The sequence below is a fragment of the Lottiidibacillus patelloidae genome, assembly GCF_002262935.1.
Classification (GTDB): Bacteria; Bacillota; Bacilli; order Bacillales; family SA5d-4; genus Lottiidibacillus; species Lottiidibacillus patelloidae.
Genome location: NZ_NPIA01000003.1, coordinates 361719 through 374975, shown reverse-complemented (window position 1 = coordinate 374975; position 13257 = coordinate 361719). Strand labels below are relative to the sequence as shown.

The following is a 13257-nucleotide window of genomic DNA, read 5'->3' as shown; positions in this document are numbered from 1 at the left end:
GTGTGTTTGGTGCAAAATCAAAACTGTTTTCGTATTAGTGCATATACAAGAGATGGTTTTTCCTCACTTATCAACCAGTATTTAAGAAAAACTAGAAAAATAGTTGTATTAAAAGGTAAATTTGGATGTCATTATACAAATTTATTAACATCACTCGTGAAACGATTACAATCTGAAAATAGAAAAGTGATCATTTTTCAACATTCCTTATTAGAAAATGGAATTGAAGGATTATTGATTGAAGATAAAGGTGTTTTAATTATCGAAGAAATATTGTTACCAAAAAACGTAAAGAAACCTATTGAGGAAATTAATCTGACAGGTTTGTATGATGAAACAATGCTTATTAATAAGGAAAAAGATATCACTAGTTTGGAAAGTAATATTCAAACTAGCTTACAATTTGTTATGAAACATTTCTTAGAAGCAAGTTCTTTCGTAAAAGAGAGAGATAATTTAATTAGAAAATATACAAATATACAACTACTTAATAGTAAAAAAAACCACCTTCTACACTCACTTTTTAGTAGCATTAAAAGGAAGCCTAGCAAACTATTAAATGAAAAAAGGTTTATCGAACCAAACACCAATATAAATTTGCAGAATTTCTCTCTTGAAAAGGTTGAAAAACCGATTAAATTGTTGTTTCTTAAAAATAATTTCTCAAATTTTATTATGGGAGAAATAGAACAGAAAGCGAAAGATTTAAACTTACAACTAGTTCGATATGTTAGCCCTATATTTCCCTTACAAACTTCTATGTTAATTCTTCCTGAACTTAATACTGTTATCTTTAAGAGAATTGCTGCTAATGATATCAATATTACTGGTGATTCACTACAAGAAGTTGACTTTAGTCATTCATTAACTTCTCAATTTTATGATTTCAAATCAAAGAAAAAAATTAACGACTTAGAAGCTAATTGCTCGATAAAAATGACGTTGGCTTTAAACTATTTAAAAGAAGCAAGACTGTGGTTTGAAGAATTAGCTAGCATGTATGAAAATGCAAAAGGAATTGAAAAGGATAATTTAGTAACCGAGTCATTGCTGGAAATAGTAAAGGTAACACCATAAAAATATCAGGTAAACTATTGCAAATAATTAGGAATAAATAGGGAAATTCTAGTATAATGAAGTTATACAAAAAATACCTTATTGGGGGAAGTTATGCTCAAAGCTGGCTTAGTTTTAATATTTATTGCAGCAGCATTGTACTTTGGGGGAATTGTGACTGTTTTTGCAAATGAAACGCTTGCAGCAACTTTATTTCCAAGTGCTGTTGTATTAGCTCTTTTAGGTTCAATTTTAATTATTATTGGTGTAATTAACGATCGGATAGTAGAGAAAAAGGAGGAAGATAAAGATGATCTTAGTAAATACTGATTCAATAGCAGGCTATGAAGTGACAGAGTCATTAGGTATGGCACGAGGAAATATCGTACAAGCAAAAAATATTGGGAAAGACATTATTGCAGGATTTCGTCAATTAGTAGGTGGCGAAATTAAGGAATATTCCGAAATGTTAACGGAGTCAAGACAAAAAGCGACTCAACGCATGGTACAAGATGCAGAAAGAATGGGTGCAGATGCAATTATTAATGTGAGATTTGTTACTTCACAAGTAATGCAAGGTGCATCAGAACTTCTTGCTTATGGTACAGCTGTAAAAATTGAAAAAAAATAACCAAACTTAATTAAAAGAATCTCGGCAATGCGCCGAGATTTTTTTAATCTTCTTGTTTAACATAACGCTTATCGGTCATAAACAATCGCCAAAAATAGATAAACCCAGGTAAAAGTATTGAAAACCCAACGATATATGTGATGAAAAGAGCTTTGAACATAGCTGGGTGTGTAAAGCCGGATTCAATAGTTACGTTTGGATAAACAATGTAAGGTAAATGTGCGTTGCCATAGGCATAGCTTGCAAATAAGTATTGAAATACGATAGCTATAACTGCCAGTCTTGGCATTCCTATCTTTGCATTTCTCTTAATAAACAACGATCCATACCCAATTAAGAAAAAGCAAACGGAAAGAAGTAACCAACTACGATAAAATAGTAAATTCTCTAATAACCAATTAGCCTCGAAATCCATAGTTAATAAAACAAGAAAGGCCATTAGAAGAGAAATTGGTCCGGTAATAATCGCATCAAACCGATACGTATTATAAGCATCATCATCATCAGCAGCGCGTGAATAGTCTGCTAATAATAATGAAGATAAAAACAAAGTGCTAGCAATACCAAACCCTGCAAAAGCATAAAAGCTAAAGCTACTTAATAGTTTTCCAAGTAGTAATTGTTCGCCACTAGCATTTACTGCGATAAATCCACCTTGTGTTATTGGTAATACACTGATTAAAAATCCTGGTATTAATATACCTGTAATACCTGATACATAGCTAAGTTGAACGCGATGTTTAGAAGCTGCATACGAATAAACCATAAATGCACTTCGAATTGCCAGTAATAACAAAACAATACTACCAGGAATTAATAATACAGCACCTAATGTAAATGTAGCACCTGGAAAAAAAGTAATAAGTGCTACTACTAATAGTACGATAAATACATTCGTAATTTTCCATGAAGGTGATAAAAAACGATTGGCAATCTTAGTAGCTTTTGTATGTCTTCGTTTGGCATAAAACATTGACCAAAATCCAGTACCAAAATCAATGGAAGCGGCTACGGAATATATAAAAACAAACAGCCAAAGCATGGCAACTGCTAAATATTCATCTCCCATAAGAACCACCTCCTATTGTATCGTTCCGATCTTCTCTTTTTCTAATGGATGACGTTTAAAATAAAAATGAAGTACTAAAACAGTTGCAATAGCTAAAAGGATATACAATCCTATAAATAAGAAGAAAATGACGCCAATTGCATCAGCCCCAGTAGCTGCATCTTTCGTTAATTGGATACGGTAAATGGTCCAAGGTTGACGTCCAGTACAAGCAAAGATCCAACCGAACTCAATTCCAAGCATGGATAGGGGACCTGCAGAAACAAAAGCCCACATTAACCATTTTGGAAATTGCTTTTTTCGAATATGTCGCCAGTAAAAACCAATGATCGAAAGGAATAACAGTGAAAATCCAATTCCTACCATCGCGTTAAATAACGTATGAACAAAGAGCGGTGGCCAATATTCTTCTGGAAAGTCGTTCAAACCGACTACAACTTCATCAAAGCGATCTCCAGCTAAGAAACTAAGTGCCCAAGGAATTTCTATTCCATATTTCACTTCTCTACTTTCACGATCAGTAAAACCGCCGATTGCTAATGGAGCATAGGATTGAGTTTCAAAAAGCCCTTCAGCTGCTGCTAATTTTTCTGGTTGATATTCATGTAAGTATTGTGCAGATTCATGGCCGTTTACTGCTGTTAAGACAGAGAATATCCCACCAATAATTAAACCTAACATGAGAGCTTTTCGGTGAAATATATAAACTTTCGTATCTTTTTTTTCTTTCAACATTTTATATGCAGCTACAGATGCAACAACAAAAGCCCCGGTCATATACGCAGAAACTGTTACATGTCCAGCAGTGACGAAAAAGCTGGGGTTAAAAAAAGCAGCCCATGGATCAACATCAACGACTTCTCCATTGACCAATCGGAAGCCGGTTGGTGTCCCTTCCCAAGCGTGAATATTTGTTATTAAAATTGCAGATGCAACCGCTCCTAATGCCACAAAAAACAAACTGATTATTCTCATCCATGGCGAAAGTCGATCTGCTGCATAAACATAAATAGACATAAACAATGCTTCCAAGAAAAATGCAAATATTTCAATTTGAAAAGGTAGTGCAATGACTTTTCCGACAATTTCCATAAATCCTGGCCATAGTAGTGACAACTGAACCCCTGCAATAGTTCCGGATGGGATAGCTACACCGAGTAAAATCGCAAACGTTTTCGTCCAGCGCTTAGCCATGATTGCGTAATCATGATCATTTGTTCTTTGGTATATTATTTCTGCTGTTAAAATCATTAATGGGAGCCCAACACCGAGTGTTGCAAAAATTATATGAAACCCCATCGTTGTACCAAATAATGACCTAGATATTAGTACCTCATCCAAGCTTTTCATCCTCTCCCTACGTTTGTTCTTCTATAAATTGTGTAAAATTAGGTATTTTATTCTTTTGAGGAAAATGTTGGTGAAGTTAATTTCTTTGTAAGAAAAATTGAGGAAAGTCATATTCCGTTATATACTAAGTTAATAGTAAGTAAATAAAGGTTGGATTTCATATGACAAAAATGACAATTACAAAAGATATATCGCAAGACCAATTATTAAAAAGATTAACAATGGTTCATGAACAACTTGTAACATTTAATGATCTGATTAATGCTGAAAAAATAAAGCAATTAATTGAAAAAGCGTCTACTCAAGAATTAAACATTGCATTTTGTGGGCATTTTTCTGCTGGTAAATCTACAATGATTAATACACTATTTGCTGAAGATTTGTTGCCTTCGAGTCCAATTCCGACAAGTGCAAATGTCGTTAAAGTTAAATCTGGTAAACCGTATGCTAGAATTCATTTTCGAGATTCAGAACCGGTTCAGTTTTCGTACCCATATGATATCAATAAAGTGAAAAAGTACTGTCTTGATGGGGATGAGGTTAAGTCTGTTGAAATTAGTCACCCAACTACCAATTTTCCTGAAGGTGTAGCAGTACTTGATACGCCGGGAGTAGATTCTACAGATGATGCTCACCGAATTGCAACAGAAGCTTCCCTTCATTTAGCAGATGTCATTTTCTATGTAATGGATTATAATCACGTTCAAGCTGAAAGTAATTTTCAATTTACAAAGATGTTGCAAAGTTATAATAAGCCACTTTATCTAATAATTAATCAAGTGGATAAACATAATGATGATGAGCTTTCTTTCGATGCCTTTAAGGAAAGTGTAGTGGAAGGATTCTCAAACTGGAACGTCAAACCTGCTGGCGTATATTTTACGTCTTTATATGAACAAGAAAATAAATACAACCAATATAACGAAGTAAAAACTACGTTATACAATTATATAGAAAAGAAAAAAACAATCATTTCCAATAGTATTTACGATACGACATCCTTCTTAATAGAAGACTTTCATAAAAACCAAAAACACTTGAAGCAAGAAGAGATGAATGAACTGCTGTCCTTAATGGATAATGAGCCAATAGACGAGTTACATTCAAAAGAAAAAAAATATATAAAAGAACTCGCATTAATTCAAGAGGCTGTTGCTGACATTGACCATTCATTTAAAGACTTGTTAGCTAGCATATTAAAAGATGCAATCCTAATGCCTTTTAAAACACGTGAATTAGCAGAACAATTTTTAGAAGCAAATCAACCAAATTTTAAAGTTGGACTACTATTTGCTAAGTCGAAAACCGAACAAGAGAAAGAAAAAAGACTACTCGCATTACATGAAAATGTATGTGAACAGATTTCTTCTAGTTTAGAATGGGTTGTTAAAGAACAAATGATTTCATTTACTAAAAAACACAATGTGTATGATGAATCATTTAAAGAAGCGGTATTCGATGCAAAATTCACTTTTACAAAAGAAAAACTAGTAGAATTAGTGAAAAAAGGTGCAACGTTAAATAGACAATATATTTTAACTTATACTAATGATGTAGCAAATGAAATTAAGAAGGAATATAGAAAGTACGCTATGGAATTATTCCAACCTTTAATTAAACAAGTTGCTCAATCAAATAAAGTTGTTGAAGATGAAATTGTTAATAAACTAACTATCGTTAAGAATAAAATTGATGCTTACGAAAAGCTAACTAGCATCAAGACAACAATTGAGAATAAGACTAAATCGCTAAAAGGTTGTTTAGAGGAAATAGCTGCTGAAGATTGCCAAATTCTAACTGTTTCACATCATTTTAAACAAATGTCTACCGATCAAATTGTATTTGATAGAGGCGGACAAAACCAAAATAAAAATAAGGATAAAGTCGATCGAGTTGTAGTCGATCATCAAATTGACTTACAACAACGTTCAAAGCAATTATTAGAAATATCGAATTTAATTAAAACTATTCCGGGCCTTCAAACAGTGGAGAGACAAACAAGAACACGTGCTGCTCGATTAGCAAGTAATAGATATACCATTGCATTATTCGGGGCTTTTTCAGCAGGGAAATCTTCTTTTGCAAATGCATTAATTGGTGAAAAGGTTCTTCCTGTTTCACCTAATCCAACAACAGCAACTATTAATAAGATTTTGCCAATTGACGAAAAGCATGAGCATGGAACAATTTTAGTTCATATGAAAGAAGAAGCGGAAATTTTAGCCGACATTCAACATTCGTTAAAAGTGTTTAATAAAGAGGCTGACTCATTTAAGCAAGCCCTTACTGTTATAAGGGATATACCTGTTAATGATATCGTTGAAAATGCAAAAGCACATTATTCATTTTTAAAAGCTTTTGCGAAAGGTTACGAATCGGCATCAACTAAGTTTGGCCAGATCGTAAAAGTAGACCGTAAGCAATATGAGGAATATGTAGCTTTAGAACATAAAGCATGTTTTGTAAATAACATAGAGTTATATTATGATTGTGAACTAACAAGACAAGGTGTCATTTTAGTTGATACACCAGGGGCGGACTCAATAAATGCTAGACATACAGACGTAGCATTTGATTATATTAAAAATGCAGATGCTGTGTTATTTGTAACATATTTCAACCACGCATTTAATCATGCAGATCGAGAATTTCTAATACAATTAGGGCGAGTGAAGGATGCATTTGAGCTTGATAAAATGTTTTTCATTATTAATGCGAAAGATTTAGCGCAAAATGACGAAGAACTTCAACTGGTAATGGACCATGTGGAAGATAACTTAACGGAATGTGGAATTAGAAAGCCTAGGTTATATCCAGTATCTAGTAAGAATGCTTTAGTAGCTGATAATAGTAATGACTCTGGCATGAGTAATTTTAAAGGAGACTTTCTCCCATTTATTTCTCAAGAATTAGCCTTCAATGTAGATAAAGCAGCTGTAAGGCAAATTGAATCGATTAAAAATGTATTATCGGATTATATTTCAACTGCTTTAGGTGAAAAAGAAGAAAAGGAACTTCAGAAAGAACAATTATTAAGTTCAATAAATTATGTAAAAGAATCGATAATAAATCGCTCCTTACATTCTAGTAATCAAGCACTTAAAAAAGAAATAGAAGAACTCTTGTTTTATGTTAAAAAGCGTGTATTGTTCCGTTATAATGAAGGTTTTAAACATGCATTTAACCCTTCATCGCTACAAGAGGATGGAAGAAACATTAAAGTAGCACTAAATAAATGTTTATTAGAACTAATTGAGTTTTTATCACATGATTGGGGGCAAGAACTTCGTGCCACAACATTAAGGATTGAAAATTACATTAATCAACAATTAAATACGATAGTTTCTCTGGATGAAAAAGAATGCAAAAGTTCGTCAATTTCAATTTCTTTTACTGAGATTGAAGATTCAGATATACATTCACCGAAAATATCATCAGAGTTAAAAATGTTAGATTTAAATAAGCTTAAAAAGTCGCTAACGATTTTTAAAAGTGGTAAACAGTTTTTTGAACAAGATGGTAGTGTGAAAATGAAGGAAAACCTTGAAGGGCAACTAGATGAAACGATGGATAAAGAATTAAATCAAACATTAAATCAGTTTATTAAACACTATATAAGACAACAAGAGTTAAAAAGACAACATACAGTAAATGCTATGTTAGAATTGCTAGAAGACTATAAAGTTGGAAAGATGGCGGCATTTGACACATCATTTAATGTGAATGAAGTGAAAGAAATATATTCAAAAATTGATTCGCAAAACAGAAATTAGTGAATAAAAATGAAAAGGAGCGATTTTCCCGCTTCTTTTTCCTTTTTATATGAGATGTTTCGCAATTGAAGTTTTTCCTTTCATTATTAACAATTACAAGTTACAATTAAAATTGTCGCATTTTCCCAAACAATTTAATTGTTTATAAGATAAATAGTTTTTATTTGCAAATGAGGAGTGAACAGAATGAAGCAATTAGTACAATATGTTTTAGCACTAGCAGCGCTTCTTTTAATCCCGCTTTTTCATACATTTTATAATTTATTAAATAACGATCAACGTGGGGCGCAGTTATTAATTACAAAGGTCGATGAGTTAATTCCTTTCGTTGATATTTTTATAGTTCCCTATATTATTTGGTATCCATTTATCTTTTTAACCATGGCATATTTGGCTTGGAAAGACCGAGCGATCTATTGGAAAACATTAGCTACAATGCTTATTTCAATGTTAGTTTGTTACGCAATTTATTTTGTTTTTCAAACACATGTCCCAAGGCCAGAATTACAAGGTAAAGGTTTTTTCACTTCCTTAGTTAAATTAATCTATGCTAATGATGAACCGTACAATGCCTTTCCTAGTATCCATTCATTGACGAGCTTTTTAATGCTATTCGGTATTGTTAAGGCAAGGGGTATTAGTAAACCAGTTGTAATGACGGTTTCAATTACTTCACTGTTAATTATTATATCTACATTATTTGTAAAGCAACATGTTATCCTAGATGCAGTATCAGCAATCCTTTTAGGATTTGTAGTTTTTCAAGCAATCGAAGCTATTGTTAGTATTGGAGTTCGTATAGACTTAAGCAATCAAACTGTGCGCAAAAGTCAGCTTAGTAGAATAGGTAATAGATAAGAAGCATGCATTCTATGCTTCTTTTTTATGTATTTTTAATACTTTCTTCCTGGGAGTAATATTCCAAAATTTGCATAATAAAACATAATAGTAAGCATGATAACGGTATAGAAAAATGCTGGGAGGATTACCTATGCCATTTATTACTTCCGTTGCTCATGCCAATTTGCCTTATGCTTTAAAACAAGAAGAGGCATTATCATTTGCTAAAACGATGTTTTCTGATCGCTTTGAAGATATCGATCGACTACTTTCAATTTTTCATAACGGCCAAATCAGGACAAGATATTTTTGTATGCCATTTGAATGGTATAAAGAGCCTCATACATTTGAAGAGAAAAATAACGCTTATATTGAACATGCAACAAAATTAAGTATTGAAGCGGTTAAGAGTTGTCTAGAAAATAAGTCTTTTTTAGAACAAAGCGTGGATTACGATGAAATTGACGCCATTTTTTTTATATCTACTACAGGACTAGCAACTCCGACAATTGATGTGAAAATTATTAATGCTTTGCCTTTTTCTAGGCATGTAAAAAGAATACCGATTTGGGGTTTGGGATGTGCTGGGGGGACTGCAGGTATAGCGCGTGCGATGGATTACTGTAAAGCTTATCCAAAGGCTAATGTTCTTGTTATTACTGTTGAGCTTTGTAGCTTAACGTTTCAACGAAATGACAAATCAAAAAGTAACTTAGTTGGAAGTTCCTTATTTGCTGACGGTGTCGCATGTACATTAGTTTCTGGAACAGAAGCGAAAACTTTAAGGAAAGTTGCCACATCTAATTTATTTGAAATCATAAACACAAGATCTACATTAAAACCTGATTCCGAAGATGTAATGGGTTGGGATGTTAAGAATGAAGGGTTATTTGTTGTTTTTTCAAAGAGTATTCCTAATTTAGTTAAAAATTGGTTTTCTGAAAATGTAGATGAATTTTTAGACAGTAATATGGTAACACAAAAAGATATTTCGCATTTTATTGCTCACCCTGGTGGAAAGAAAGTACTAGACGCTTATGAAGAGGCGTTACAATTACAACCAAACATGACTGATATTTCACGCTTCGTCTTAGAGGAATATGGGAATATGTCATCAACAACAGTAATATTTGTGCTTGAAGAGACAATGAAAAAAGGAATAAAGGATGGAGAACTTGGCTTAATGACTTCATTAGGTCCTGGTTTTAGTTCTGAACTAGCGTTACTAAAAGGCACAAGAAAGGAGAGTGTGTAAAATGTTTTTTCAATTTTTGATTACTTTTATCATTTTCCAACGGATTATCGAATTGTATATTGCTAAAAAAAATGAAACGTTCATGAAAAAACAAGGAGCTATCGAGGTCGGAAAAGAACATTATAAATACATTGTTTCGCTCCATGTGTTTTTTTTCATCTCACTATTTATTGAAGTTCTTTATTTTGAAAAAGCATTGTCACAAGTGTGGCCAATTTTAATCGGTTTGTTAATTTTGACACAATTGCTTAGAATATGGGTTTTAGTTACGCTTGGGAAGTATTGGAACACCAAAATAATAGTTCTTGAAGGAGCAAAAGTAAAAGCTAATGGTCCTTTTCGCTTTTTTAAACATCCGAATTATTTAGTAGTTTGCCTGGAAATTTTTTTAATCCCAATGATTTTTCAAGCCTATGTAACATTAATCGTATTTTCGATTGCAAATGCTTTTATTTTGTTTAAAGTACGAATTCCAGCAGAGGAACAAGCATTAATAAGAGAAACAAATTATTCTGAGGTCTTTATTAAACCAGAGAAGAGTTAGTAGTTAGAAAGGTGTTTTGATGAGGATGGATAGGCATTTAATAATTAATAAATTATACGATTTGGCTGAAGAATTAAATATCACCATCCTTTATGCTGTTGAAATTGGCTCTAGAGCCTATAAAGTAGAACATACTAACAGTGATCACGACATTGGTATTATTTATAAACATACAATTGATAATTATTTGAAAGTAAACAGACCTAAAGAAGCGTTTCATTTGCAATTAACAGAGAGCATTGAAGTTCATGGTTGGGATATTTATAAAATGAGTAATCTATTACTTAAATCTAATTCCTCTTTATATGAGTGGTTGAATTCAGATATTGTATATATAGAAAATGGGGAAATCATTAGGGAAATTAAAGCAAGATGGATACATTCTTTCTCGTTATTAAAATTAGCAATGCATTACCAACAGATGGCGGTTCGCAACTTAAAACTATATAACGAAAGAGAAGACAATAACAGCAAGTTACTTTTTCAAAGTGTGAGATGTTATTTAGTCACAAACTGGATAATTACTAAGCGAACGCACCCACCAATAATATTTCTTGAACTTCTTAAACAAAATTTTGAGGAAGAGGCACAGGGGTGGTTTCAAGAAATATACCGGGTGAAAAGGATGGAGCAAAAATTAGTATTAAAAGTTGAAAAGTTACATGGTTATTTAGATGAAAAGTTAAATAGAATGTTACCTACCATAAAACAGCTACAAAATGATAAGATAGCATTAGCGGATATCAATGAATTACTACTAAAAGAATTAATTAATCATGATTAGGAGAATTCGATGGACATTAACAGTTCATTCCACTGTTGTGCGACTTGTCAACATTTTGTGGTAGTCAAAGAGAATAGGAAAACATCTTATTATTGCTCTCGGTTAAAGTATGAAACGAAGCCAAAATATCAATTTTCTTGCTGGAATCCGAAAGAACAGGTAGTATCATTAATGGAAAAAAGAAAAAGCATCTTGGAGGATAATAATGACCGTACATAAAGCAATTTCAACACATTCAAAAAATCAAGCGAAAATGGTGAAAACCTTTCAACAAATGGATGAATTGCGAGAAGAGGCAATAAATACAATGCTAACACTTGCTAAGAATAATGAACCGTTTTCTTTAGAGGAAGTAAATAACATCTCAAAAAAAATGAATGAGTATCGTAAGCAAGTAAATTTTGAATTGCCCGAAAGAAAATTAGTCACAAAAGAAATGGTGTTCCAATTTTTAAGTAAAGAAAAGCATTAATTTTACCGAGGGGGAGCCAGTTGTGCAGTATATTGTAAATGATGAATGGTTATTAGATCGCTTACATGATGAAGATATAAGAATAATAGATTGTCGTTTTCCTATGTCTACTGGTACCGACGGTCGGCAATTATTTTTGAAAGATCATATTCCAGGTGCAGTATATTGCGATTTAGAAGTAGATCTATCACGTAATGTAAGCACTCATGGAGGTCGTCACCCTATACCGAGTAAGAAATCGTTAGAGACGTTATTTGGTAGGTTAGGAATAGAGAAAACTACAAAAGTAGTCATATACGATGACCAAGGTGGAGCAATGGCAGCAAGACTTTGGTTTTTGTTACGATATGCAGGCCATACTAAAGCTTTTATCCTTAATGGGGGCTATTCTGTATGGAAAAGTGCAGGACTGCCAATATCCGATGAACATACTGAAGTAAAAGAAACGAAATTTGTCGGCAACTTCCAAAATGACATAATAGTTGATATGGAAGAGGTTCAACGTGCGATTATTGATGATAATACTATATTGATAGATTCACGTGAGGAAAAGCGCTACAAAGGTATTCATGAACCGCTCGACCCTATTGCTGGGCATATACCTTCAGCTGTAAACTACTTCTGGAAAGATTTGTTGGACGAAACTGGGAAATGGAAAAGTGATGAGGAAATTAAAGCTCGTTTTGCACAGCTTCCTAAAGAAAAGTCTTATATAGTATATTGTGGATCTGGGGTTACAGCATGTCCTAATATTTTAGCTTTAATCGAATCTGGGTATAAAAATGTAAAACTGTATGGCGGTAGTTGGAGTGACTGGTGTTCATATAAGGATAATGAAATAGAAAAATAGAAAAGATGCTGATAAATAGAGGGCCTCCAATAATTCATTGGTGGCCCTTTTTCTAGTTAAAATTAAATAAATCTGATAATTATGTGTATATCATTTTAAACTCATTTCAAACATGGGTACAATAAAAGTAAGAAAGAGTTAAAGGTGTGATAAATCATGAGCATAGAATATGTATCAATATGGCTAATGTCACAATCAGATGCTGAAGAAATTGCATCATGGAAATATGAAGGTCCATATTCCTTTTACAATGCAGAAAATGATTTGGAAGATTTAGAAGAATTATTAAGTGAAAAGGCAAGAGGAAGCAATTACTATTCAGTTAAAGATTCAAATCAAAATCTTATAGGCTTTTTTAGTTTCCTTTTTCATAAAAATGAAGCAGTAATTGGCTTAGGTTTAGCACCTCACTTAACAGGACAAGGTATAGGGTTAGATTTTGTAAATAGGGGAATAAATTACATAGAAAATAATTTTAGTAATATCAATAAAGTAAACCTGTCTGTAGCGGCGTTTAATGAAAGAGCGATCAAAGTTTACAAAAAAGCAAAATTTAAAACAGTATCAACATACATGCAAAGAACGAATGGCAGTGAATATCCTTTTATTAAAATGGAAAGAACACTTTAATAG

General features: G+C 32.7%; 13 protein-coding genes. 11 read left to right on the top strand and 2 right to left on the bottom strand.

From position 1 onward, the window contains the following. The first annotated feature begins 9 nt into the window (after window positions 1-9). From CIB95_RS08470 to CIB95_RS08460, 3 genes are all read left to right on the top strand, one after another. Window positions 10-1077 (top strand): hypothetical protein, encoded by a 1068-nt coding sequence (locus tag CIB95_RS08470; RefSeq protein ID WP_094924164.1) that lies wholly within the window; start codon window positions 10-12, stop codon window positions 1075-1077. A gap of 93 nt (window positions 1078-1170) precedes the next feature. Further along, window positions 1171-1386, top strand: a complete 216-nt coding sequence (locus tag CIB95_RS08465; RefSeq protein ID WP_094924163.1) for a hypothetical protein — start codon at window positions 1171-1173, stop codon at window positions 1384-1386. Further along, window positions 1367-1687: a YbjQ family protein gene (locus tag CIB95_RS08460; protein ID WP_094924161.1), complete on the top strand. Its 321-nt coding sequence runs from the start codon at window positions 1367-1369 to the stop codon at window positions 1685-1687. The genes CIB95_RS08465 and CIB95_RS08460 overlap by 20 nt, the downstream gene beginning before the upstream one ends. Window positions 1688-1730: 43 nt before the next feature. Here CIB95_RS08460 and CIB95_RS08455 read toward each other — a convergent pair whose 3' ends face one another. Together CIB95_RS08455 and CIB95_RS08450 are read right to left on the bottom strand one after the other, a co-directional pair. Further along, window positions 1731-2756, bottom strand: a complete 1026-nt coding sequence (locus CIB95_RS08455; RefSeq protein ID WP_094924159.1) for a cytochrome d ubiquinol oxidase subunit II — start codon at window positions 2754-2756, stop codon at window positions 1731-1733. 12 nt (window positions 2757-2768) lie between these two features. Next, on the bottom strand, window positions 2769-4097 hold the full coding sequence (locus CIB95_RS08450) for a cytochrome ubiquinol oxidase subunit I (protein WP_094924158.1): 1329 nt from the start codon (window positions 4095-4097) through the stop codon (window positions 2769-2771). A 170-nt stretch (window positions 4098-4267) separates the two neighbouring features. On the opposite strand from CIB95_RS08450, the gene CIB95_RS08445 reads away from it, so the two are divergent. The 8 genes from CIB95_RS08445 (at window position 4268) to CIB95_RS08405 (ending at window position 13254) form a co-directional block, all read left to right on the top strand. Further along, window positions 4268-7879: a dynamin family protein gene (locus CIB95_RS08445; RefSeq protein WP_094924156.1), complete on the top strand. Its 3612-nt coding sequence runs from the start codon at window positions 4268-4270 to the stop codon at window positions 7877-7879. Between the two features lie 186 nt (window positions 7880-8065). Further along, complete coding sequence (locus CIB95_RS08440; RefSeq protein ID WP_094924155.1) at window positions 8066-8737, top strand: phosphatase PAP2 family protein; 672 nt, start codon at window positions 8066-8068, stop codon at window positions 8735-8737. A 133-nt stretch (window positions 8738-8870) separates the two neighbouring features. Next, window positions 8871-9974 (top strand): type III polyketide synthase, encoded by a 1104-nt coding sequence (locus CIB95_RS08435; RefSeq protein WP_094924153.1) that lies wholly within the window; start codon window positions 8871-8873, stop codon window positions 9972-9974. A gap of 1 nt (window position 9975) precedes the next feature. Then, complete coding sequence (locus tag CIB95_RS08430) at window positions 9976-10518, top strand: isoprenylcysteine carboxyl methyltransferase family protein (RefSeq protein ID WP_094924151.1); 543 nt, start codon at window positions 9976-9978, stop codon at window positions 10516-10518. Between the two features lie 25 nt (window positions 10519-10543). Beyond that, complete coding sequence (locus CIB95_RS08425) at window positions 10544-11302, top strand: DNA polymerase beta superfamily protein (protein ID WP_158217588.1); 759 nt, start codon at window positions 10544-10546, stop codon at window positions 11300-11302. 205 nt (window positions 11303-11507) lie between these two features. After that, window positions 11508-11774 carry a DUF2533 family protein gene (locus CIB95_RS08415; protein ID WP_094924147.1) on the top strand — a complete coding sequence of 89 codons (267 nt, stop codon included), beginning with the start codon at window positions 11508-11510 and terminating at the stop codon, window positions 11772-11774. A 22-nt stretch (window positions 11775-11796) separates the two neighbouring features. Next, entirely contained in the window at window positions 11797-12624 is an 828-nt protein-coding gene (locus CIB95_RS08410) for a sulfurtransferase (protein ID WP_094924145.1), read from the top strand. Between the two features lie 156 nt (window positions 12625-12780). Then, on the top strand, window positions 12781-13254 hold the full coding sequence (locus CIB95_RS08405) for a GNAT family N-acetyltransferase (RefSeq protein ID WP_233143993.1): 474 nt from the start codon (window positions 12781-12783) through the stop codon (window positions 13252-13254). The last annotated feature ends 3 nt before the right edge of the window (window positions 13255-13257 follow it).

Bases quoted from the DNA above. Each gene is read 5' to 3' on its own strand.
- CIB95_RS08465 (WP_094924163.1), top strand. From the start codon at position 1,171: ATGCTCAAAGCTGGCTTAGTTTTAATATTTATTGCAGCAGCATTGTAC.
- CIB95_RS08460 (WP_094924161.1), top strand. From the start codon at position 1,367: ATGATCTTAGTAAATACTGATTCAATAGCAGGCTATGAAGTGACAGAG.
- CIB95_RS08455 (WP_094924159.1), bottom strand. From the start codon at position 2,756: ATGGGAGATGAATATTTAGCAGTTGCCATGCTTTGGCTGTTTGTTTTT.
- CIB95_RS08445 (WP_094924156.1), top strand. From the start codon at position 4,268: ATGACAAAAATGACAATTACAAAAGATATATCGCAAGACCAATTATTA.
- CIB95_RS08440 (WP_094924155.1), top strand. From the start codon at position 8,066: ATGAAGCAATTAGTACAATATGTTTTAGCACTAGCAGCGCTTCTTTTA.
- CIB95_RS08435 (WP_094924153.1), top strand. From the start codon at position 8,871: ATGCCATTTATTACTTCCGTTGCTCATGCCAATTTGCCTTATGCTTTA.
- CIB95_RS08430 (WP_094924151.1), top strand. From the start codon at position 9,976: ATGTTTTTTCAATTTTTGATTACTTTTATCATTTTCCAACGGATTATC.
- CIB95_RS08425 (WP_158217588.1), top strand. From the start codon at position 10,544: ATGGATAGGCATTTAATAATTAATAAATTATACGATTTGGCTGAAGAA.
- CIB95_RS08415 (WP_094924147.1), top strand. From the start codon at position 11,508: ATGACCGTACATAAAGCAATTTCAACACATTCAAAAAATCAAGCGAAA.
- CIB95_RS08405 (WP_233143993.1), top strand. From the start codon at position 12,781: ATGAGCATAGAATATGTATCAATATGGCTAATGTCACAATCAGATGCT.